Origin of the sequence: Oceanobacillus sp. CF4.6, assembly GCF_051262635.1 — a bacterium.
Lineage (GTDB): Bacteria > Bacillota > Bacilli > Bacillales > Amphibacillaceae > Oceanobacillus.
Genome location: NZ_JBIMEX010000001.1, coordinates 657,057 through 678,275 on the forward strand (window position 1 = coordinate 657,057; position 21,219 = coordinate 678,275).

The window sequence follows — 21,219 nt, forward strand, 5'->3', positions numbered from 1 at the left end:
ATTTACACTTAAAATACAGGAGGAATGTTGTAAATGGAGTCAGTAATTTTTAAAACAGTATCCCATTATATTAATGGTCAAAAAGTAGCCGGAAATAGTGGTAAGTTCGGATTTGTTTACAGTCCATCTACAGGTCAGAAATTAGCCAAAGTTTCATATGCATCACCAGAAGAAGTCGATCAATCCATAGCGTTAGCAAAAGAAGCAGGAGCTAAGTGGGCAAGTACATCCATTGGTAAAAGAGTAAATATTCTTTTCAAATTCCGTCAGTTATTAGTAGAGAATACAGATAAATTGGCAAATTTAATTGGTAAAGAAAACGGAAAAACAATTTCAGATGCGAAAGGTGAGATAAGTAGAGGAATTGAATCAGTTGACTTGGCAATTGGGGCACCACATATTCTTAAAGGAGAACATTCAGTTAATGTTGGTGGGAAAATCAATGCTTATTCCATGAAGCAGCCACTTGGAGTTGTCACTTGTATTTCACCATTCAATTTCCCTGTAATGGTGCCGATTGCAATGAGTACCATGGCAGTAGCTGTTGGTAATGCAATGATATTAAAACCTTCCGAAAAGGTTCCCTACTCTGCTCTCTTAATATCTGAACTGTGGCAGGAAGCTGGATTACCTGATGGCGTATGGAATGTATTAAATGGTGACAAAGATACGGTGAATTCTATTATTACCCATAAAGATATAGAAGCAATCAGCTTCGTAGGTTCCACAAAAGTAGCAGAAATAATATATGAAACTGGAACGAAACATCACAAGAGAGTGAATGCTTTTGGTGGTGGTAAAAATCACATGGTTATTCTGCCTGATGCCAATATGGATCAAGCAGTGGATTCATTTTTAGGGGCAGCATACGGGTCTGCTTCCCAACGTTGCATGGCTATTTCAGTTGCAATGACAGTTGGTCAAAAGACAACCGAGTTATTCACTGAAAAACTTAAATTAAAAGTAGAAAACCTCCACCCAGGTTCATATGACGATGAAAGTGCAGACTTCGGCGCTGTTATAAGTGCCGAAGCAAAACAAAGCATTTTAAATGCTATTGATCAAGCAGTTGAGGAAGGTGCGAATATTGTAGTGGATGGAAGATATCCTGATGTTGACAATAAAGATGGTTTCTATCTGGGTGCAACATTACTAGACCATGTTACGCCTGATATGACAATTTATAAAGAAGAAATATTCGGTCCTGCACGTGCAATCGTTTCGGTCGATAGAATTGAAGAAGCAATTCAATTAATTAATGATCATCAATTTGGTAATGGTGTAACTATTTTCACGAACAGTGGACGTGATGCTCGAAAATTCATCGAAGAAATTGAAGTAGGAATGGTTGGTGTGAATGTTCCAATCCCTATTCCAGTTGGCTACCACAATTTTGGTGGGTGGAAAGATTCCAGATTTGGTGAAGGTCAAATGTTTGGGCCAGATACTGCGAGATTCTTTACAAAAACAAAAACCGTATCCGAGAGATGGTTTGATCAAGACGACTCTGATGAAGTAAATTTTAATTTCCCCAGTAGCTAAAGTTAAAGTGACCGTTAGATTGGCTGATCCAGAAGATACGATTTCTATCATTGAAAGGTAGGAATGTGGTTATTTATCACACTCCCACCTTTCAATTTTATTTATAACAGTTAAAGTGACTCTTATAAATTAAAGGCCAGTTCTTCTATGTAGAAATCACATAAGAGAACTGGCGCAAAGAATATACGATATAGCAATCATATATTTAAAGCTTACTTTATTTGTTCAACTACAGAACCCTATCATAAGGACTCCAATTCATAAAGCAAATTAAATGCTATACCCACTTTGTTGTAATTACTTTTTTACGTGTATAAAATTGTAATCCATCTTTCCCATTTGCATGCAAGTCACCATAGAAGGAATCTTTCCATCCTGAGAATGGGAAGAAGGCCATTGGTGCTGGTACTCCGATATTAACCCCTAACATGCCTGCATCAATTGTTTCGCGAAATTTCCGCACGCTACCACCATCTTTTGTGAAGATACATGCGCCATTAGCGAATTGAGATTGGTTCGTTAAATCGATTCCTTCTTCAAGTCCTTTTACTCGAGATATGGATAATACTGGTGCGAAAATCTCATCCTGCCAAATTTTCATTTCTGAAGTTACATTATCAAAGATGGTAGGTCCTACAAAATAACCTTCCTGTTGGGCAGCTTCGTCTTGACGACCATCACGGACAAGCGTAGCCCCCTCTTTTTCTCCAGTTTTAATATAGCTTAGGGTACGCTCTTTATGGTTATCACGGATTACTGGACCAAGGAAAACTCCTTCATCTAACCCATCGCCAATTTGAATATTATTTGCTTTCTCTGTTAGTAATTCGATAAACTCATCCGCAATGGAATCTTCTACCGCTACGACGGAAGCTGCCATACAACGTTCTCCCGCAGATCCAAATGCTGCATTCATTATTTGGGTTGTCGCATTATCTAAATTCGCATCACTTAAAACGATGGAATGGTTTTTTGCGCCTGCAAGTGCTTGTACACGTTTCAGGTTATCTGTACCACGTTTGTAAACATACTCAGCGACAGGCTGAGAACCAACAAAGGAAATAGCTGCTGTTTGTTTATGATCCAATAAACCATTAACCACATCATGCGCACCATGAACAATATTGAATACTCCTGCCGGAAGACCCGCTTCTTCAAATAACTCTGCCAAACGATTCGCAAGTAACGGCGTGCGCTCCGATGGTTTCATAACAAATGTATTTCCTGTAGCAATTGCCATTGGAAACATCCAGCAAGGTACCATCATTGGAAAGTTAAATGGTGTTATTCCGGCAATAACTCCGATTGGGTAACGATATACTCCGGATTCCAGTTCTGTAGCAATTGATGGAAGTGATTCACCCATCATTAACGTTGGAGCACCCGCAGCAAATTCTACGTTTTCAATTCCACGCTGAACTTCTCCATAGGCTTCGGCTAAATTTTTCCCATTTTCTATCGTTATCAATCTAGCTAGTTCTTCATGATTGTTCACTAATAGTTGTTGGTATTTAAATAGAATACGAGCACGTTTAGGTACCGGTACTTCTTTCCATGTTTGGAATGCTTCTGCAGCAACCTGAATGGCATGATCAGTATCCTCCAACGTTGAAACCGGGACGTGGGCAATTACTTTTCCTGTCGCTGGATTAAAAACTTCCTGCGTTTTATCTGTATTTGCCTCGATCCATTTACCGCCTACATAGTTCTTAATTGTTTTTACTGTTGTTTGTGTCAATTGAAAAACCTCCTGGTAATTAATTTATATCTATTATTTACTGTTGAAGTACCTTTTCCTTCATATCAAACAATTCGTTAGCCTCTTGAAATAATAAGTCATGTGCCTCAGCAACAGATTTATACGTTATTTTCCCATTCATCGTATTAATTCCTTTGTAAATTCCCTCATCCTCGTTGCTTGCTTTCTTCAATCCTTTGTTTGCTATCTTCAATGCATAAGGCAATGTTACATTTGTTAATCCAAGGGAAGAGGTCTTGGGAACTGCGCCTGGCATGTTTGCAACTGCATAATGAACAACACCATGTTTTTCATATGTTGGATCTGCATGTGTAGTGATTCTATCTGTAGTTTCAAAGATTCCTCCTTGATCTATAGCTACATCCACAATAACAGATCTTTCCTTCATAGACTGAACCATTTCTTTGGTTACAAGCTTCGGTGCTTTCGTACCAGGAATTAATACTGCACCAATTACAAGATCCGCTTGAGCCACAGATTCTGCAATATTGTATGGATTGGACATAATCGTATTAACCTGATTTCCAAATAAATGATCGAGCTCTCTTAACCGAATTGGACTAAGATCAAGTATACTTACATCTGCCCCTAAACCAAGAGCAATCTTAGCAGCATTAGTTCCAACTACTCCACCACCAATAATCGTTACTCTACCTCGACTTACACCGGGTATTCCACTCAATAGAATCCCCTTTCCTCCTTTTGGCTTTTCCAAGAATTGTGCACCAATCTGCGGAGCAATTCTTCCTGCAACTTCGCTCATAGGGGCTAATAGCGGAAGAGAGCCATCCTTCCCTTGAACCGTTTCATAAGCGATACTAGTAACTTTTGATTCTAAGAGTGCTTTTGTTAATTCGGGTTCTGCAGCTAAATGTAGATACGTAAATAATATTAAATCTTCACGGAAATATCGATATTCCTCGGGTAACGGTTCCTTTACTTTCATCACCATTTCCTGTTTCCAAATATCTTCTACCGCTTTAACAATAGTTGCTCCTGAAGTTTGATATTCTTTATCAGAAAAACTAGAGCCATGACCCGCTTTACTTTCTATATACACTTTATGACCTGCATTAACAAGTGCATCTACACCTGAAGGAGAGATTGCCACTCGGTTCTCATTATTCTTTATTTCTTTAGGTATACCAATTTTCATTATTTCTCCTCCTAATCGATTCCTCTATCCTAGTTCTCATTAAAAACTTTTCTTAAAACCGCAATAATAAAATCGATATCATCATCCGTTGATGATAACGGAGGACTTAGAGTCAATATATTATTATGCCCAGCAACGGTATCTCCATTTTTTCCAATAATAAGTCCATTGTCTTTACAATCAGCAATAATTTTACCTACACGTTCTGACAATCCTGGTTCTTTCGTTGACTTATCCTCTACGATTTCTATTCCTATAATCAACCCTACTCCACGTAAATCACCAACACGGGGATGGTTTCGTAATTCATCCAATCCATTTAAAAGCCTATCCCCTAATTCTGCTGATCGATTAAACAGGTCTTCGCTTTCCATAATTTCAATATTCTTTAATGCTAGTGCACACGCTGCTGGGCTACCTCCAAATGTATTTACATGGCGAAAATGACTATTTTCCTCACTGCTTTTAAATGCTTCGTATAGGTCTTTTCGAACAGCAGTTACAGATAATGGAAGATAAGCGCTCGTTAGACCTTTTGCCATAGTAATAATATCCGGTTTAACATTGAAATGCTTATGTCCAAATGATTTCCCTGTTCTACCAAATCCACAAATTACTTCATCCATAATGAACAAAACACCATGTCGTTTACAGATTTCTTGGACCTTTTCTACGTATACAGGATGTGGGATTAATACCCCTCCACCTGTAATTAATGGTTCCATAATCACCGCAGCAATGGTTTCCTTTTGTTCCCAAATAATCGTTTCTTCTATTTCCCTTGCTCTTAGAATATTGTAGTCTTCGGTTGATATCCCATCTGGCTTCCGGTAATTATCAGGAGGAGCAACATGTAAAAAGCCAGCGGCAAGTGGTTCGTATTTATACTTCCTCAATGCCTGACCGGTTGCAGCTAATGCTCCCGCGGAACTTCCATGGTAAGCTCTATATCTTGAAATAATCTTATAACGATTGGCACCTCCGTTTTGTTGATGATATTGACGTGCCATTTTAAATGCAACTTCATTTGCATCAGAACCACTGTTGGAATAAAAAATCATATAATCATCGTCTAGCATTTCATTTAGTTTTTCAGCTAACAGTATGGCAGGTTCATGACTTTGAGTCATCGGTGCATATGCCATCTTTTTCAATTGCTCATATGCAGCCTGCGCTAATTCTTCTCTGCCATATCCTACATTTACACACCAAAGACCTGACATACCATCTAGATATCGATTCCCATTATGATCAGTAATCCATGAACCATTCCCCTCTTTTACAACCATCGGAGGGTTCTTTTCATTATACGGTGAAATATGATGCCAAACATGTTTCCTATCCTTTTCAACGAGTGACAACTTTTTTTCTAATTTTTCCATCTAAACATATCTCCCTTCAAATTGAAATCTACTTAACTAAATGTCTACTTAGTCTTGAAGAAATAAAGTGTTATGTTTGTTCTAAATAATTATTCTAATTAGATTTGACACAATCTTTTATATATTACATAATTATTTTATTACAATTGTCTGCTGAAATCATTTTACATAATGTCAAATGATTCTAAATCTACTTTTACGATATGGAGGGATATAAAAATTATGAATCAATGGAAAGTAACAATTAAAGATGTACTCTCCAGGGAGATATTTAAAAGTTCTAAACTTGTTGCTGGAGAAGGCGGCTTAAATCGTGAAATTAAATGGACTCATATCCTGGAAATGAAAGAGTTTGAGTCCTTTGTAAACGGTGAAGAACTGATTCTCACTACTGGCACTCATATTCAGTTAGATTCAACAGATTCAATACCTTTAATTGAAAAATTAATAAAGAAAAATGTATCAGGAATATGCATAGAACTAGGCACCAACGTAAACAAAATTGATCCTGAGGTAATTCAATTTGTAAATAAACAGGACTTTCCAATTATTGTATTTGAACAAATTGTTAAGTTTGTCGATATCACCCAAGACCTTCACACACTTATTATTAACCATCACCATCAAATGCTAATTAAACTTAATACCATTTCAATAAAATTTAATGAACATTCCTTATCACCGAATGGCATAATCAAAATATTAAAGGATTTGTACCTTTTCTTTAACTGTGAGGTATTGCTTATTACCGATGAGACCAAGACTTTCTACTATCCCCCTAATCTAAAAAAGCGTAACAAATACATTCATTCACTGATTGAAGAACCGATTACATTAAAACCATACAAGCATTACTTACTTGAAGATGAACAATACACAGTTTTTCCTATTAAGGGTCTTGGTCATTCTTGGGGGAATTTATGTTTACAAGTAGGGCACATTAATTTGGATGAATTTGCTTTCTCCATTATCGACCGTGCATCTTTAGCAATAGCTCAAATAATGCTTCGTGATAGAACAATTGAGGAGCGAAAACAAAATCAGGAAGAGGAGATCGTTCAAAATCTGTTATATGGGAAGCATCATTCAGCAGAAATAAATAAAGTATTACCCACACCCGCACACAATTTATACTACAGATTATTTCTTATAGAAACCACAAATTCTAGTGACATTAATAGAAATGAGACAGATTGGGAGGAAGTAAAATTACAGCGGTCTATTATTGTTAAATCTATATTTAAAAAACAAGGTTTTTTTCCTCTCCTATTAGTTACTAAAGATCATATTGCTGCTATTGCTTCCTTTTATATGAGCAAAGAAACAAAAAAAGATACTGAGAGATTTATGCATGTACTACGAGACTTAAAAAACCTACAGGATAAGAATATCTTAAACTATGAAAAATGCGATTTTGGTATTAGTAGTCTAGAGAATGATTTTACATTTATGGTCAAAAGTTATAAGGAGGCCAAAAATGTGCTATTAATTCAAAAGTCGAATATATCAAATGTATTATTTTATGAACAAATTGGTGTGTATCGTATTCTTATAGATCTTTTTAATAACGGAGATCTAGATGCCTATGTACATGATTATTTAGGTGCGATATTAGATTACGATAAGAGAACTAAGAGCGAATTACTTGAAACATTATCTACCTATTTAAATTGTATGGGGTCAAAAAAAGAAACTGCCGAACGTCTATTTATCGTACGTCAAACACTTTATCATCGCCTAGAAAAAATAGAGGAGTTATTAGGAGAAAACTTTAGAGAACCATCCAACCGACAAGCTTTGGAATTAGCTATAAGTGCGTTAAACCTACTAAGAAAAATTCCAGCTAAAACATATTAGCACTCCTATAAGAGTGATTAGAATCCTGTTATACAAACTCTAAATTTAAGTAAGTATCTGTATTGACAATTCACTTAAATCAGTCAGGCTAATTACAAGTTAATAAATTTAACTTGTAATTATCAAAGTAACAAAAAGTAAAATTTGGCAATTACAGATTTTACTTTTTGGTAAATGTAAGTGTTTACACAAAGAAATACAATATAAATATTCTTTCATTTCAAAATTTATTCCAAAGGGGGAATATATGCACATCTTTCTGTGGAACTAATCTATGTTATGAAAATTTTATAAAAACCAAGGAGGTTCCTAAATGAAGGCTACATTCAAACGCCCAAAAACAAAAAAAGGCTGGCTGAGTTTTAGTTCAATTGTAATTGTTATTTTACTAGGTAGTTGGCCAGTTATTCACCTATTTAATAAAGAAGTTATCATATTCGGTTTCCCTCTTCTCATGTTATGGTCTATGATACTGATCTTTTTAACAACCTTCATTATGATAGTAATAAATAAGGTTGGGGGTGTTGACTGATGTATGAATATATTCCTTTCTTCATTACTATTTCATATATATTTGTAGCTGTTATTCTTGGATATTTTGCTGGAAAAGGAAAAAACATGGATAACGTAGAAGAATGGGGCGTCGGCAGTCGAAGCATGGGTCCCATAATGATGTATCTTTTAATTGGAGCCGGAGGGGTTAGTGCATACACCTTCATGGGGTCTCCAGGATGGGCATATTCTAAAGGAGCTCCTGCTTTATATGTTGTGGTTTATTTAACATATATGGCAATAATCGCATGGTACTTTGGTCCGAAAGTATGGGAACTAGGAAAGAAATACAAGCACGTTACCCAATCCGCTGCTATTACAGACCGCTATGAGAGTAAAGCTTTGGGAGGTTTAGCTGCTATAGTTACCTCTATAGGCATACTAGCATACGCAATAATTCAAACCACAGGGGCAGCCTATATATTAAATGTAATGAGTTACGGATTAATACCGATATGGGTTGGAGTGTTTCTGTCTCTGGGAGCAATATCTATCTATCTGTACAAAAGTGGCCTAAAAGCTATCGGTTTAACTAACGCTTTCCAAGGTGCACTAATGATGTTCGTTTCAATATTTGTTGGAATCTGGGCAACGAAGCAATTTACTGGTGGTTATTCAATTGCACCAATTTTTGAACGTATCAAGGAGGACGTTCCTGAGTTTTTCACTCTTCCAGGTGCACTAGGTGATATGAATATCACTTTTTGGACAACTTCAATCTTAATATCTTTCTTTTCTATATGGCAAACACACTGGATTCAGTGGATGGGAGCAAGTACAAAGCAATCGATTAGACGATCTGCAACACTACTACCCACATTTTATCTTGTCCTCATACCAATGATTATTGTTGGGTTTATCGGTATCTTTATGTATCCTAATATCGGAAATCCAGATCATGTAGCAATTCAATTAGCTGTTGATACTATGCCGGTTGTTGTAGCGGGGTTACTAGGTGCAGGAACACTTGCAGCAGCAATGTCTTCTAGTGAACCATGTATTCACGCAACAGCATTAACTTACAGCAAAGACGTGTTACAACCACTTCTAAATTGGAATGAGGAAACAACCGGTAAATGGACTAGACGATTAATATTTCCAATTATGGCTTTTATAATTGCACCAATTTCAATTCTACAACCCGGAAGTCTTGTATACATCCTTTTAATTGGATATGGATTTATAGCACAGGCATTCCCATCGATTGTTGGTATATTCTTATGGCCAAGGGCAACTAAACACGGTGCTTTTTGGGGATTAGTTGGTGGATTTATCGTAACCGTATTTTTCTCTTTCGTAATTCCACATCCATTAAGTATTCATGCTGGTATTTGGGGATTAGTTGTAAATGCCATCGTATTTACTAGTGTTTCACTTATGACGCAACCTGCGTCTAAGGAGACGATCGAACGCTTCTTCCCTGAAATGATGGAAGAACTTTATGAAGATGAGGTTAATACTTCATTGCAAGCTAAATAACCAAAATATAAGAGGTGATAAATTTATGGATAAACAATACCTTTTCATTAATGGTGAAATTATAACAGTGGATAAAAAGGATCAAATAGTAGAAGCTGTTGCCATAAAAGGAAATAAAATTGTAGCAACGGGGAATAATGACGAAATATTAAACTTGAAAAATTCAAAAAGTGAAACCATAGATTTAGATGGTAAGACTCTAATACCCGGTTTCATTGACTCACATTTGCATATCTCTATGTACGGTACAAATTGCATTGCCATTTCCTGTAAAGATAAAAGTATAAATTCAATAGATGACTTATTAAAGAAGATCAAAGAACTAGCTAAACGTACACCAAAGAGTCAATGGATTAGAGCATGGGGATATAACGAAAACACGATAGTGGACCAACGATTTCCTACTAGAGAAGAACTCGATGCTATCACAACTGATCATCCCGTTATGATTACTAGAACATGCGGTCATATATCAACTGTGAATAGTAATGCACTTCAAATCGGTAATATAGATAGAAATACGGTGGATCCTGATGGTGGAAAAATCGATCGAGATACTCAAGGGGATCCCACTGGACTGCTACTTGAAAATGCACATATGAAAATGTTTTCTATTGCATCTTTTTCAGATGAAGAGTTATCAAATGCGCATAAAATTGCTTCTGAACATTTTGCACAAAAAGGAATTACTTCCATTCACGACGCCACAGGCTATGGGCTAAGTAACTTGAACGCTTTACAAACCGATTCAAAAAACGGTCTAATAAAGCAGAGAGTCTACGCTATGGTTGGCGCTCTAAATGATGCTCAAAGTATTGTGAAACATATGGTGAATGCTGGCATATTTACTGGACTGGGAGATGATAAGTTTAGAATTGGGCCAGTTAAACTATTCCTTGATGGTAGCAGTAGCGGACCAACTATTTGGACACGAGATCCTTATACAAGTGATGAAGAAAATTGTGGAATTCATTACTTTTCTCAAGAAGAAGTAGATGAATTGTTTATCCCTGCTCACGAAAAAGGGTGGCAAATTACCGCTCATGCCCAGGGAGACGCAGCAATTGACATGCTGTTAAATACGATTGAAAAAGCAAATCAGCTTTATCCGAGAGAAAACACAAGACATCGGATTGAACACGCAGGTATTGCTGCACCTGATTTGATTCAGCGAATGAAAGAGCAAAATGTAATACCTATACCTAACCCAGCTTTTCTTTATGAATATGGAGATAGTTATGTTGATAACTATGGAGAAAGAGCAGAATGTATGTATCCGATGGGGGATTACCTTAATGCTGGTATACCTGCTGCTATAGCTTCTGATTGTCCAGTAACAGACTATTCTCCTATGCGCGGGATACATGCTGCAATCACTCGAAAATCTAACTCAGGACAAGTTATCGGCGAAAATAAAAGAGTTTCTTTGCTTGAGGCAATTCGTATGTATACCTTAAACGGTGCTTATGCTTCTTTTGAAGAAGATTCAAAAGGAAGTATAGAACCAGGTAAGTTTGCAGATTTAGTCTTACTCGATCGATCTATTATAAAATCAGATATAGATGTTTTACCGGATGTACAAGTGGAATGGACGATGATTGATGGTAATATCATCTATTCAAATACCAAGGAAGAGATTCACCTATGAATAGATTCCTGCAAAATGAGGATGCAATTGTTACACTGTCGGGATCATCTTATGAGATAGGCTTCAAACACGGTAGTATTGCGAAAGAGAAAGTACAGCATAGTTTACAAACGTACGAAAAGATGTTTAAAGAAACAGCAGGAATTTCTTGGAAAGAAGCTTGTAATAAAGCGTTAAAACATGTTCAAGCTATTGAGAAATATAACTCTAATTATATTAATGAAATGGAAGGCTTAGCTGTTGGTGCTAGTGTTAAATTTGAAGACATATTAGCACTGAATGCCAGAAGTGAAATTACTTTAATAAACTCACCTGATGGTTGCACTTCGTTTGCGCTAACAAAACCAGTAACTTCAAAAACATGGTTAGCTCAAAATTGGGACTGGAAAGGTGCTCAAGCAGATTCCCTAATTCACCTCGAGATTAAACAAAGCGATTTACCAACGTTCCAAATGGTAACGGAGGCTGGAATCATCGGAAAAATTGGCTGTAATAGTGCAGGGATTGGTGTATGTCTGAATGCATTAGTAACGAATACTTGGAAACCAAATGTCCCTATACACTTAGGATTAAGAGCAATCTTAGAATCAAAATCATTTACAGAAGCTATCTCTAAAGTAGACAAAGACCAAATGGCTTCTTCTGCTCATTTTTTAATAGCGTCTGGATCTGAGGAACTATTAAGCATGGAGGTATCCCCTGTGCAAACAGGCAAAATAGAAGCAAAGAATGGTATACTCACCCATACTAATCACCTGTGCTCCACAAAAATGAAAAAGATTATTGAGGAGAATACAACACCTGATTCGTATAGCCGCTTAAACACCATAGATAAAGCAGTTCAGACTTTAAGTAAAAAGGACATACAAATACAAAGCAAAGAATTATTTGATATTCTCTCAAATCATAATAATTATCCAAATTCAATTTGCCGACATCCAACTGATGATGAAGAATCAATTCTTCAAGAGATGGAAACTGTCTTCAGTATCGTTATGAATCTAACAGATAAAAAATTATCCTGGATTAAAGGGAAGCCCTGCGAGCATATTAATTCATGACAAAAAGAAGAAGCCATAGCACAGAAATGTTATGGCTTCTTTTGCCATTTGCCAATTCTAAAGTCGTTTTGTTGTTATTACTTTATTTACGCTGATAGAACTGCAATCCGTTTTTTCCATTCGCTTATAAAATCATCATAGTAGAATCATTCCATCCAGCGAAAGGGAAGTAGGTACATTCATCGAATAAAGTGCCAGTCCCCACCACTTTATAACTTTAAAGCGATTCGCTTCCCCGTTTTAGTGATGATATTGGCGAGTCATTTTAAAAGCCACTTTATTAGGATTGAAACCGCTATTGGAATAAAGAATCATGTAATTATCGACAAGCATTCCGTTTATTTTTTCCAAAGCATGAGGGCTTGCCTGTGACTTTGTGTCATCTTTTTAATTTGTTCGTATGCAACCTGTGCCAATCCTTTTGCGGCGGTAGCCAAACATTGACAAAACAAAGTCCTTACATCCCGTCAAAATATCTGTTACCCTGGTCTGTAATCATTATAAAGACGAAAGCCAATTGCAATACAGTCAATTTTCCTGCATGGATGAAAATAAAGGGCATGGATGTCATCGGACATCCATACTCTTGCTAATTTGTCGTTAAATCCAGGACTGTCTGCAAAACAACATTTACCCCTTTTTCACAATCTTCCCAGGAAGTCAATTCATCTTCTGCATGACTCTTCCCGTTGACACTAGGAACAAAGATCATGGCGGCCGGAAGATACGTCGCAATAAACTGTGCATCATGCCCTGCACCGCTTGGCATCCGTTTAAACGAGTAGTCCAATGCATTGCTAGCGTTTTCGAGTAACTCTACAAGCTGATCACTAAACCAGACGGTATCACGGTCCCACAGTTTTACAGCAGTTACATCACATTTTTCTCTTCCATCCGACTCGGTCAACCCCTGAATAATAGCTTCCACCTGGCGAATTACAGCTGCTTCCTTGTGACGTGCTTCGATGGTAAATACGACTTTATTTGGAATGACTGTATGAATGTTTGGACTTATATTCATCCTTCCAATAGTATAAACCAAATCACTATCCAGTTTGCCCATTTTTTGCCGAACTTCATTTATTAGGTTAATCGCTGCAAATAGAGCATCTTTGCGCATCGCCATCGGTGTCGTACCGGCATGGTCGGAATCCCCGGTTACTTCAACCTCATAACAGCACATCCCTACCACACATTCAACGACCCCTATGTCGATGGAGTTACTCTCAAGGACAGGTCCCTGTTCAATATGGAGTTCGATAAAAGCAGTCGCATCTGTTAGGCGATGTTGTTTATCGCCTTCATAACCACTTGCTTTTAATGCCTCCGCAAATGACACACCGTTTTCATCTTTACTTTTTAGCATTTGACCTTTATCAAATCGTCCCGACATGACACCGGAAGCCATCATCGACGGTTCAAACCTGGCACCTTCTTCATTGGTGATATTGGCTACGACAATCGGTATGTTTGGTTTAATCTGATTATCGACCATTGTTCGTATTACCTCCAGACCAGTCAAAACACCAAGGACACCATCAAACCGTCCGCCTTTCTTGACGGAATCCAGATGGGAACCAATCACTACTGGAGGTTGATCATTATTTTCCCCTTCAAGTGTTGCATACATGCTGCCCATGTCATCCCACGTAACCTTCATCCCAAGTGCTTCACATAGAGATCGAAAATGATTTCTAGCTTGTATATCGACATCCGAAAGCGCCAGTCTCGTAACACCGTTATTCTCTGTTTTTCCAAATTCAGCAAACTCCTCAATCGTTTGCTTTAACCGTGCTCCATTTATAAGAACTTTTTGCTTCTCCATGATTTCTTCCTCCGATCATATCTATTGCTTCTGCAACTGTTTTTTAATTAATAAGGTAGTTACATATTTTCTGCTGTCTGGATTTGTTAAAAGAATAGATCGCTTAACGGCAAATTCCCCTTGTTTCTCAAATTCCACAACATCACCCTCAAGCGTTCCTGTAATTTTTTTAATCCTATAGTTATCTTTCAATAAAGCATCGATTTCTTGTTTCTCTTCTATAAATTCCTGATAGTTGGACATTTCGTTTCTCCTTCCATCAATGAATGTTTCCTAAAATATATGATGCTACATTATTTTACAACTTCCATTGGTTTTTCCTCATTTATATTCTCATCAATGGTCCAATCACGCCCGACGGTAATTCCAAGATATTCTTCATCACTAGGATTAATAATTTCTGCCTGTGGAAATTTATTAAAATACCAATATTTAGATAAAAAATAGTAAACAATTGCTGCAACAACAAAACCGACGATAAAGGAATAGGTCATAAAAAGGGTAGCGATTAGTCCGCCAATTGCCCAGGAAATAAAGCCTACGACATTAACCCCTCCATTAAAGCGATATTGGCCATCAGCTTTGTATAAATCCGGAACATTTACCCGTCGTTTCCGCAGCAAGTAATAATCTGCAAAAAGGATGCCACAGACCGACGATAATACGGCACCAATAATTAACAGCACTTGTGTCAGAACTTCGTACACGCTCCACGGCTGAATAACCGTTCCGACAATACCGGCAACAAAAACAGCAATCGCATGAGAAACCCTTGGTCCTAGGACATTCGAAAACACGGCAGCTGCAGGCAGTACATTTGCGGCAGTATTCGTTGACCACTGTGTCAAAACTACCATAAGCAGTAGCATCGCAAGCATCCATCCAGAGGAGGTCTCCTGCAATGCTGTAACCGGATTCGATGTTCCTGCAACAACAAAAGCCGCAGCCCCTATGACTATCATAAATGCTTCCGTTAACGGCAGGGCGATAAGACTTCCTACAACCGTTGTCTTATTGCGTTTAAACCAATTCCGTTCAAATTTTGGTGCCTTAAAATGCCTGGAAATAGTAGGAATATCACATCCAAGTGTTGCCCAATATCCCATATTTGCAAAAATAACAACCATAAAAGCAGTCACAGCTGCGCTTCCTGTTACTGGACTTGCCACCCATGACCATACATTATTACCTTGTGCCGCAATCTCTGCCGATAAGGTTTGATAGATTAACAGAGAAAAAATAATGATAAGTGGTGCTGCCAGATCAGCAAACCGCTCAATCCATTTGATACCAGAGGCTGCGTTAACCAATTGGAAAATAGCAAATAGGATATAACATAGAAGCCAGTTATCAAAGCCTGTGAACATTGTGTTCAGGATTGCATTTATTGCAGTTGCACCAAAATACGTATTGATTCCAAACCAAAATGAAGCAGTAACAGCCCTCGTAATAGACGGAATGTGGGTACCAACCGTTCCAAATGGCGCCCTCATATAAACAGGAAAAGCTAACCCATGCTCGATACCGATATCACCAATAATAGAAATAAATCCCCCAATGGCGATACATCCAATCAATGTTGCCCCCACTACCCATGGTAGCGAAATACCCTGTATCCCCATGGCACCAATATCAAATGTTGCCAAAAGAATCGCCATACCGACCCACATTGCGAAAAAACCCATTGTACCGATTGATTTTTCCTTATGATGAATAGGAAGCAAATCCTTCGACTTCAAATAGGAATCTTTATTAACTTTCTCTTGCAAACCCATCAACCACCCCTCAAGTAGATTGTAAAAGAAATCCAAACTTTGACTAACCGCAGTATCGGGATATATGGAGCTTATCTATTTGCTGTTGCTTCTTCCCGCTTTACAATTGTCCTATCATTAAATTTTGCGCGTTTTAAAAATTTCCCTGTACCGGGATTTCCAACAAATTTCTTATCTTTAACAACGAATTCGCCTCGTGATAATACCGACACAGGCTGACCGGTTATTTTCATTCCTTCCAGTGCATTGTAATCCACTGCCATATGATGTGTACTCACCGAAATGGTACGTTCGACATTCGGATCAAAGAGAACAATATCCGCGTCACTTCCAGGTGCTATCGTCCCTTTTTGCGGGAATAGACCAAAGAGCTTTGCTGCCTGTGTTGAAATCATATCAACGAATTGGTTAATGGAAATACGTCCTTTTTTAACTCCTTCCGAAAATAGAACACTGAAGCGATCTTCCACAAACGGCCCCCCATTTGGGATCTTCGTAAAATCATCCCTGCCCAAATCCTTTTGTCCATCAAAATCGAAGGAACAATGATCAGATCCAACGGTTTGTAATTGTCCGCTTTTCAGAGCGTTCCACAATACTTCCTGGTTGGACTTATCCCGAAGCGGCGGTGACCAGACATACTTGGCACCTTCAAAGTCTGGCTTCTCCATGTGGGACTGATCAAGCACCAAATACTGTGGACAGGTCTCACCAAATACGCGAAATCCTTTACTGCGGGCCTCCGCTATTTGCTCCACTGCTTCTTTGCATGTAACATGGACAACATATAGTTGTGAATCCGCCAGTGCAGTCAGTTTAGCTGCACGGCCTGTAGCTTCCCCCTCCAGCTCTGGTGGGCGTGTCAATGCATGATAAATCGGTTCCGTGTTTCCCTGTTTCAAGGCCTCCTTTGTCAAATATTCAATAACATCCCCGTTTTCTGCATGGACCATAACCAATCCACCATGTTCCCTGGCGGTGGTCAGCGTCTGAAAGAGTGTCTCATCATCTGCTTGCAGCACATTTTTATAAGCCATAAAAACTTTAAAAGAAGTTACACCCTCTTCTTCAATGACAACAGGTATTTCCTCCAATACTTCTTCATTTGCTTCGACAATCTGTAAATGAAACCCATAATCAATCACAGCTCTGCCATCGGATTTCGAATGCCACGTTTCAAGTGCGCTCCGGAGCGATTTGCCTTTTTCTGTTAGACAAAAATCAATAATGGTTGTTGTTCCACCATGTGCTGCAGCTATGGTACCGCTTTCAAAATCATCCTTTGTGACTGTTCCGCCAAATGGCATCTCCATATGTGTATGCGGATCAATTCCTCCAGGAAAGACATACTGGCCGGTTGCATCAATCACTTCTGCATAAACATCGCTAAGGTCCTTTCCAATCGCTTTCACTTTGTCTTCTTCAATCAAAATATCGGCCTTGTACGTATCCGTTGCGGTAACAATGGTTCCATTTTTAATAATCTTCTTGGTTGAAATCCTCCTCTTATGGAATGAATGCTTGTAAGATTAGATTACTGTTTCTTGTTTTGCTTTTAAAGCATCTTAATTGCTGATTCACGCTTATTCCATGACATTGGCGGTTCTGTTGGAGTAAGGTCAATCATGTCAATAGCCCCATCCACTGGACAAACAATCGAGCAAAGATTACATCCGACACAATCATCTTCCCTTACCTTCAGATAGTTATTGCCATTCTCATCTTTTAACATATCAATACATTGATGGGATGTATCTTCACATGCAATATGACACTTATTGCAATTAATGCAAATATCGTTATTTATACGGGCGACAACCTTATGATTTAGATCCAGATTACTCCAGTCTGTGTATTTCTCAACTGAAGCGCCGATAATCTCACTGACAGAAGCAATTCCTTTTTCATCCAGATAATTGGATAATCCTTCTGTCAAATCATCAATAATTCGGAATCCATGATGCATCGCTGCCGTACAAATTTGGACACCACCTGCCCCCATCAGCATAAACTCAACCGTATCCTGCCAGGTGGAAACCCCGCCAATTCCTGAAATCGGGATATTGAACCCAGGATCTCTTGCACAATCGCCGACCATATTTAACGCAATCGGCTTTACCGCGGGACCACAGTAACCACCATGGGCACCCTTTCCATTTACGTTGGGAATTGTATTCCATGTATCCAGATCTACACCAATTAAACTGTTGATTGTGTTAATCATGCTTACCGCATCTGCTCCACCCTGTAATGCTGCTTTAGCTGTAACTCTGATATCGGTAATATTTGGGGTCAACTTAGTGATGACAGGTACAATAGCTACTTCCTTGGCATACATGGTCGTCATTTCGACTAAATCAGGATGCTGACCAACAGCTGATCCCATCCCGCGTTCAGACATACCATGAGGGCATCCGAGATTTAACTCAATCCCATCAACTCCAACATCCTGTACCTTCTTCACTAACTCGTGCCATTTCTCCCGTTCGGGTTCAACCATCAGGGAAGCAATGATAACCTGGTCTGGATACAGCTTCTTTGTTTCGTAAATCTCCTTTAGATTAACCTCCAATGGACGATCCGAAATTAATTCAATGTTATTAAAACCAGCAACCCGCTGACCATTAAAGTGATGTGCACCGAAACGTGAAGTTACATTCAAAATGGGTTCCCCGAGCGTTTTCCATACGGCGCCTCCCCATCCTGCTTCAAATGCCCGCTGTACTTGATAGCCCGTATTGGTTGGTGGTGCAGAGGCCAGCCAGTATGGATTGGGTGATTTGATGCCAGCAAAATTAATACTTATATCAGCCATGTTCATCCTCCTGTCCTTGATTCAATTTATAAGGCAATTTCATTTACTGATTCGTTAAAGCGCTCGTGGATGGATAATGCGGTTTCCTTTCCTTGCTGGGCAGCAGATACGACCATTGCTTCACCAACACCCTTGCCAAAAATCACATCGCCGCAAGCATATACTTTTGGATTTGAAGTGATGGATGATTCCGGATCGACTTTTACAACTCCTCCGTCATGTTCCAAACCAAAACTGTCAATAATCTCTGTATGCCTCGTTTGCCCAATTGCTTTCACAACAATATCAACATCCATTATGAATTCAGAGCCGGCAATTTCAACTGGTCTCCGGCGTCCATCTTTTCCTGGATCACGCAGCTCCATTTTCACACATTCCATCTGCTTCACATGGCCCAATTCGTCGCTGATTAATCGTTTCGGGGTGGTCAGCCATCTAAATTCAACACCATCCTGCTTGGCAAATTCATATTCAAAATCATATGCAGTCATTTCCGCTTCTGTCCTGCGATATAAAATCTTAACATTTTCCGCGCCTAACCTTATGGATGTTGTGGCACCATCAATTGCAGTATTTCCTGCCCCGATTACAGCAACGCGTTTGCCAAGAAATCCTTCATTATAATGCCCTTCTTTTGTTCGCTCAACGAGATCAATAGCATCGTAAATCCCTGCCAGTTCCTCCCCAGCAATTCCAAGCATTGGCACCTTTGACATGCCAATTGCTAGCACGACAGCATCATAGTTTTCAACCAATTCGTCTGCAAAAATGTCTTTCCCCAATTCCGTATTGGTGCGAATTTCAACACCAAGCTTTTCCACCTGTCCCACTTCCCAAAGCGAAATCTCCTTTGGAAGACGGAACGGAACAATCCCAAACGTATCTAACCCTCCCGCCTCGTTCTTCTTATCGAAAATTGTTACTTCATAACCCAAACGGGCCAATTCCCTTGCTGTCGATAATCCAGCAGGTCCACTTCCAACGATGGCAACCCGTTTTCCATTCTCTTTACCAGCCTTAAACAAAACTTGTTCGTTTTTAATAGCCCAATCGGTTGCATATCGCTGCAGATCGCCAATCGGGATTGCTTTTGTCGAGTGGTTCAGTACACAGGCACCTTCGCAGAGCTCCTCTGTCGGACACACCCTTGCACAACTGGCACCTACTGGGTTGGATTCCATGATCGTTGTGGCAGATCCCTTCATATTTCCAGATGCAATCTTTTTAATAAAGCTTGGAATATCAATACCTGTTGGACAAGCTGTAATGCAAGGCGCATCATAGCAATATAGGCACCGATTTGCTTCATCCAATGCTTCCTGTTTATTAAAGCTTGGTTTCGCTTCCTCGAAATTTTGCTTCAGTACATCATCAGCTATTAAGTTTTTTAATAAATTACCCAATAATAAACCCCCTTTAGATATTAGTGGCTAAACAAATGAAAAAAGGAAGAGGAAATCATTCCTTTCAAAACGGATAAAGTATTCCATGGAATTTGTACCTATTAATTTGTGTTAACGAATCGTCCCGGAAAGGATTGTTATGATAAATAGGCTATGAAGCATTCCATCTCTGGTAAGCGATGCAGTATTTATTCTCGGAAAAAATCAATTGGTTAAAGAAGGTATTTACATGTAGAGAGCTGTGGTTATTGCCCCATGTTGGATTCTAATCAAGAAATGTTTCGTAGTAACAACTATATAAGCAAGTACGTATCTTATGACTATTATAATCTTTGCAATATTTTATACATTGGACAAAATGTAAAAGTATTAAAGATTATTTTAATCGAATTGTAAAGGGTAAATCCGCCAAGACTGTAAACAGCAGTGATATCCTACATTTAGATGGGATATACCTTAAAAGAATAATCCGAAATCATCCTATTTCAAACTTGGCTTATCGCCAAGCCTGGCTAAAATTTAAAAAAGAAAACTTTGGAAATCCTTGAATTGGATATTAATTTGTTTTAAGGTAACTTTAGGATTCCTTATTTTTTAATGCTTCTGACTCTTTTACTACTGTCTTTCCTTCTAGGACTATAATAACTGTTCCCTACTACTTTAATGTGATAAAGCTTTGAGGGGTCAGTCCCATTAGCCTTGTATCAATGGAACCATAGTCCAATTGATTTCAGTTTTAAAATTAAAAAACGGGAACCCGGTATATAGACCTTGTTCCCATTTTTTCACATTAAATTATCAAAAAAATAAGCGTTACTTCTTCTTCTGTGGCTTGATAATGGCTATATTTCCTTCAAACTCCGTCTCCTTTTTTCTTCGGTAGAGGGACTTTCTGTCGCCCTTGTGATGTTTTGCTTTTCTCTCGATGTAGTGCCTCCATAAATTCGAAGGCCAATGTGCCTGTC

At 38.5% G+C, this 21,219-nt stretch carries 15 protein-coding genes; 6 read left to right on the forward strand and 9 right to left on the reverse strand.

The window, feature by feature from the left end; translation table 11 throughout:
* The first annotated feature begins 33 nt into the window (after positions 1-33).
* A complete protein-coding gene (locus tag ACHABU_RS03535) occupies positions 34-1,542 on the forward strand; it encodes a CoA-acylating methylmalonate-semialdehyde dehydrogenase (protein WP_435762280.1) in 1,509 nt (502 codons plus the stop codon).
* 277 nt (positions 1,543-1,819) lie between these two features.
* On the opposite strand, the gene ACHABU_RS03540 is transcribed toward ACHABU_RS03535, so the two are convergent.
* The 3 genes from ACHABU_RS03540 to ACHABU_RS03550 are packed head-to-tail and all read right to left on the reverse strand — an operon-like array spanning position 1,820 to position 5,839.
* A complete protein-coding gene (locus ACHABU_RS03540) occupies positions 1,820-3,280 on the reverse strand; it encodes a CoA-acylating methylmalonate-semialdehyde dehydrogenase (RefSeq protein ID WP_435762282.1) in 1,461 nt (486 codons plus the stop codon).
* Positions 3,281-3,317: 37 nt separating this feature from the next.
* Positions 3,318-4,457 carry an alanine dehydrogenase gene (gene ald, locus ACHABU_RS03545; protein ID WP_435762284.1) on the reverse strand — a complete coding sequence of 380 codons (1,140 nt, stop codon included), beginning with the start codon at positions 4,455-4,457 and terminating at the stop codon, positions 3,318-3,320.
* A gap of 29 nt (positions 4,458-4,486) precedes the next feature.
* Complete coding sequence (locus tag ACHABU_RS03550; RefSeq protein WP_435762286.1) at positions 4,487-5,839, reverse strand: aspartate aminotransferase family protein; 1,353 nt, start codon at positions 5,837-5,839, stop codon at positions 4,487-4,489.
* Between the two features lie 222 nt (positions 5,840-6,061).
* Here ACHABU_RS03550 and ACHABU_RS03555 point away from each other — a divergent pair, with 222 nt between their 5' ends.
* The 5 genes from ACHABU_RS03555 to ACHABU_RS03575 all read left to right on the forward strand — a co-directional run bounded on the left by ACHABU_RS03555 (position 6,062) and on the right by ACHABU_RS03575 (position 12,436).
* The gene (locus ACHABU_RS03555) at positions 6,062-7,696 is read left to right on the forward strand and encodes a PucR family transcriptional regulator (RefSeq protein ID WP_435762288.1); all 1,635 of its coding nucleotides are present in this window, start codon (positions 6,062-6,064) and stop codon (positions 7,694-7,696) included.
* Between the two features lie 313 nt (positions 7,697-8,009).
* Positions 8,010-8,228: a hypothetical protein gene (locus ACHABU_RS03560; protein ID WP_435762290.1), complete on the forward strand. Its 219-nt coding sequence runs from the start codon at positions 8,010-8,012 to the stop codon at positions 8,226-8,228.
* Positions 8,228-9,727, forward strand: a complete 1,500-nt coding sequence (locus tag ACHABU_RS03565) for a sodium:solute symporter family protein (protein WP_435762292.1) — start codon at positions 8,228-8,230, stop codon at positions 9,725-9,727. Before ACHABU_RS03560 ends, ACHABU_RS03565 begins: the two co-directional genes overlap by 1 nt.
* A 25-nt stretch (positions 9,728-9,752) precedes the next feature.
* Positions 9,753-11,375 carry an amidohydrolase gene (locus ACHABU_RS03570; RefSeq protein WP_435762294.1) on the forward strand — a complete coding sequence of 541 codons (1,623 nt, stop codon included), beginning with the start codon at positions 9,753-9,755 and terminating at the stop codon, positions 11,373-11,375.
* Entirely contained in the window at positions 11,372-12,436 is a 1,065-nt protein-coding gene (locus ACHABU_RS03575; RefSeq protein ID WP_435762296.1) for a C45 family autoproteolytic acyltransferase/hydolase, read from the forward strand. Before ACHABU_RS03570 ends, ACHABU_RS03575 begins: the two co-directional genes overlap by 4 nt.
* Before the next feature lie 589 nt (positions 12,437-13,025).
* Here the strand turns inward: ACHABU_RS03575 and ACHABU_RS03580 are convergent.
* The 6 genes from ACHABU_RS03580 to ACHABU_RS03605 all read right to left on the reverse strand — a co-directional run bounded on the left by ACHABU_RS03580 (position 13,026) and on the right by ACHABU_RS03605 (position 20,254).
* Positions 13,026-14,261: a Zn-dependent hydrolase gene (locus ACHABU_RS03580; protein WP_435762298.1), complete on the reverse strand. Its 1,236-nt coding sequence runs from the start codon at positions 14,259-14,261 to the stop codon at positions 13,026-13,028.
* A 21-nt stretch (positions 14,262-14,282) separates the two neighbouring features.
* Complete coding sequence (locus ACHABU_RS03585) at positions 14,283-14,504, reverse strand: hypothetical protein (protein ID WP_435762300.1); 222 nt, start codon at positions 14,502-14,504, stop codon at positions 14,283-14,285.
* Between the two features lie 50 nt (positions 14,505-14,554).
* Positions 14,555-16,036 carry an NCS1 family transporter gene (locus ACHABU_RS03590; RefSeq protein WP_435762302.1) on the reverse strand — a complete coding sequence of 494 codons (1,482 nt, stop codon included), beginning with the start codon at positions 16,034-16,036 and terminating at the stop codon, positions 14,555-14,557.
* 71 nt (positions 16,037-16,107) lie between these two features.
* On the reverse strand, positions 16,108-17,535 hold the full coding sequence (gene hydA, locus ACHABU_RS03595; protein WP_435762358.1) for a dihydropyrimidinase: 1,428 nt from the start codon (positions 17,533-17,535) through the stop codon (positions 16,108-16,110).
* 56 nt (positions 17,536-17,591) lie between these two features.
* A complete protein-coding gene (gene preA, locus ACHABU_RS03600; RefSeq protein WP_435762304.1) occupies positions 17,592-18,851 on the reverse strand; it encodes an NAD-dependent dihydropyrimidine dehydrogenase subunit PreA in 1,260 nt (419 codons plus the stop codon).
* Between the two features lie 26 nt (positions 18,852-18,877).
* Entirely contained in the window at positions 18,878-20,254 is a 1,377-nt protein-coding gene (locus ACHABU_RS03605) for an NAD(P)-dependent oxidoreductase (protein ID WP_435762306.1), read from the reverse strand.
* Positions 20,255-21,219: the final 965 nt, after the last annotated feature.

What these genes read in the sequence shown, in the direction of transcription:
- ACHABU_RS03535 (WP_435762280.1), top strand. Translation starts at nt 34, where the DNA reads ATGGAGTCAGTAATTTTTAAAACAGTATCCCATTATATTAATGGTCAA.
- ald (WP_435762284.1), bottom strand. Translation starts at nt 4,457, where the DNA reads ATGAAAATTGGTATACCTAAAGAAATAAAGAATAATGAGAACCGAGTG.
- ACHABU_RS03550 (WP_435762286.1), bottom strand. Translation starts at nt 5,839, where the DNA reads ATGGAAAAATTAGAAAAAAAGTTGTCACTCGTTGAAAAGGATAGGAAA.
- ACHABU_RS03555 (WP_435762288.1), top strand. Translation starts at nt 6,062, where the DNA reads ATGAATCAATGGAAAGTAACAATTAAAGATGTACTCTCCAGGGAGATA.
- ACHABU_RS03560 (WP_435762290.1), top strand. Translation starts at nt 8,010, where the DNA reads ATGAAGGCTACATTCAAACGCCCAAAAACAAAAAAAGGCTGGCTGAGT.
- ACHABU_RS03565 (WP_435762292.1), top strand. Translation starts at nt 8,228, where the DNA reads ATGTATGAATATATTCCTTTCTTCATTACTATTTCATATATATTTGTA.
- ACHABU_RS03570 (WP_435762294.1), top strand. Translation starts at nt 9,753, where the DNA reads ATGGATAAACAATACCTTTTCATTAATGGTGAAATTATAACAGTGGAT.
- ACHABU_RS03575 (WP_435762296.1), top strand. Translation starts at nt 11,372, where the DNA reads ATGAATAGATTCCTGCAAAATGAGGATGCAATTGTTACACTGTCGGGA.
- ACHABU_RS03580 (WP_435762298.1), bottom strand. Translation starts at nt 14,261, where the DNA reads ATGGAGAAGCAAAAAGTTCTTATAAATGGAGCACGGTTAAAGCAAACG.
- ACHABU_RS03585 (WP_435762300.1), bottom strand. Translation starts at nt 14,504, where the DNA reads ATGTCCAACTATCAGGAATTTATAGAAGAGAAACAAGAAATCGATGCT.
- ACHABU_RS03590 (WP_435762302.1), bottom strand. Translation starts at nt 16,036, where the DNA reads ATGGGTTTGCAAGAGAAAGTTAATAAAGATTCCTATTTGAAGTCGAAG.
- preA (WP_435762304.1), bottom strand. Translation starts at nt 18,851, where the DNA reads ATGGCTGATATAAGTATTAATTTTGCTGGCATCAAATCACCCAATCCA.